General features: G+C 61.2%; 1 protein-coding gene. It reads left to right on the forward strand.

What is annotated here, in order from left to right; all coding sequences use genetic code 11:
* Nucleotides 1-1,035, forward strand: a 1,035-nt coding sequence (locus AC1DLB_RS30810; protein WP_477786380.1) for a methyl-accepting chemotaxis protein, incomplete at both ends; no start/stop codon positions are given.

A 1,035-nucleotide genomic window follows, 5' to 3' on the forward strand; every position in this document is an offset into this window, starting at 1 on the left:
ACGCAATCAACATCCGCGTACAGCAAATGCCCTTGAGCGATCAGCGCTTCGAACAGTTCCTGGCCATCACTGCCGCCAAGGAAGCGTTCATTCTTGCCCGCTATGAAGTGCGCGGCTACACCGCTAACACCAATGCCGAGACCGAGCAGAAAGCCGTTTCCCAACTGGATGCGGCCATCGCCAGCCTGAAGTCGCTGAACGCGCATTTCGCCGAGACCCAACAAGATGCGCTGCGTCAGTTGGAAACCGCCCTGAGCAACTACCGCAGTGCCTTGCAAGCCTATAAAGCCGCCAACACCGATGCGGTGCAGGCGCGTAAGGAAATGACCGATCAGGGCGCCGCCATCGTGACCCTGAGCGATCAGCTGTATCAATTCCAGCTCGACCGCCGTGATGCCGAAAGCGCCCAGGCCCGCACACTTCAATTGATCAGCACCTTGCTGGCGTTGCTGGTGGGCATCATCGCCGCGGTGGTCATCACCCGTCAGATCACCGGTCCGTTGCGCGATACCCTTAAAGTGGTCGAGCGCATCGCCGGTGGTGACTTGTCTCAGGACATCAAGGTCACCCGCCGCGACGAACTCGGCGTGTTGCAGCAAGGCATTGCGCGCATGGGCGTGACCCTGCGGGACTTGATCAGCGGCATCCGCGATGGCGTCACCCAGATCGCCAGCGCCGCCGAAGAGCTGTCGGCCGTGACCGAACAGACCAGCGCCGGTGTGAACAGCCAGAAAGTGGAAACCGATCAGGTCGCCACCGCCATGCACGAAATGACGGCCACCGTGCAGGAAGTCGCGCGCAACGCCGAAGAAGCTTCTCAGGCCGCAGCCGCCGCTGACGGTGAAGCTCGCGAAGGTGACAAAGTGGTCAACGAAGCCATCGCCCAGATCGAGCGGCTGGCCAGCGAAGTGGTGCGTTCCACTGAAGCGATGAGCGTACTGCAGCAGGAAAGCGACAAGATCGGCAGCGTCATGGATGTGATCAAGGCCGTGGCAGAGCAGACCAACCTGCTGGCCCTCAACGCTGCCATCGAAG

The sequence above is a fragment of the Pseudomonas sp. 05N434 genome (genome assembly GCF_056396965.1).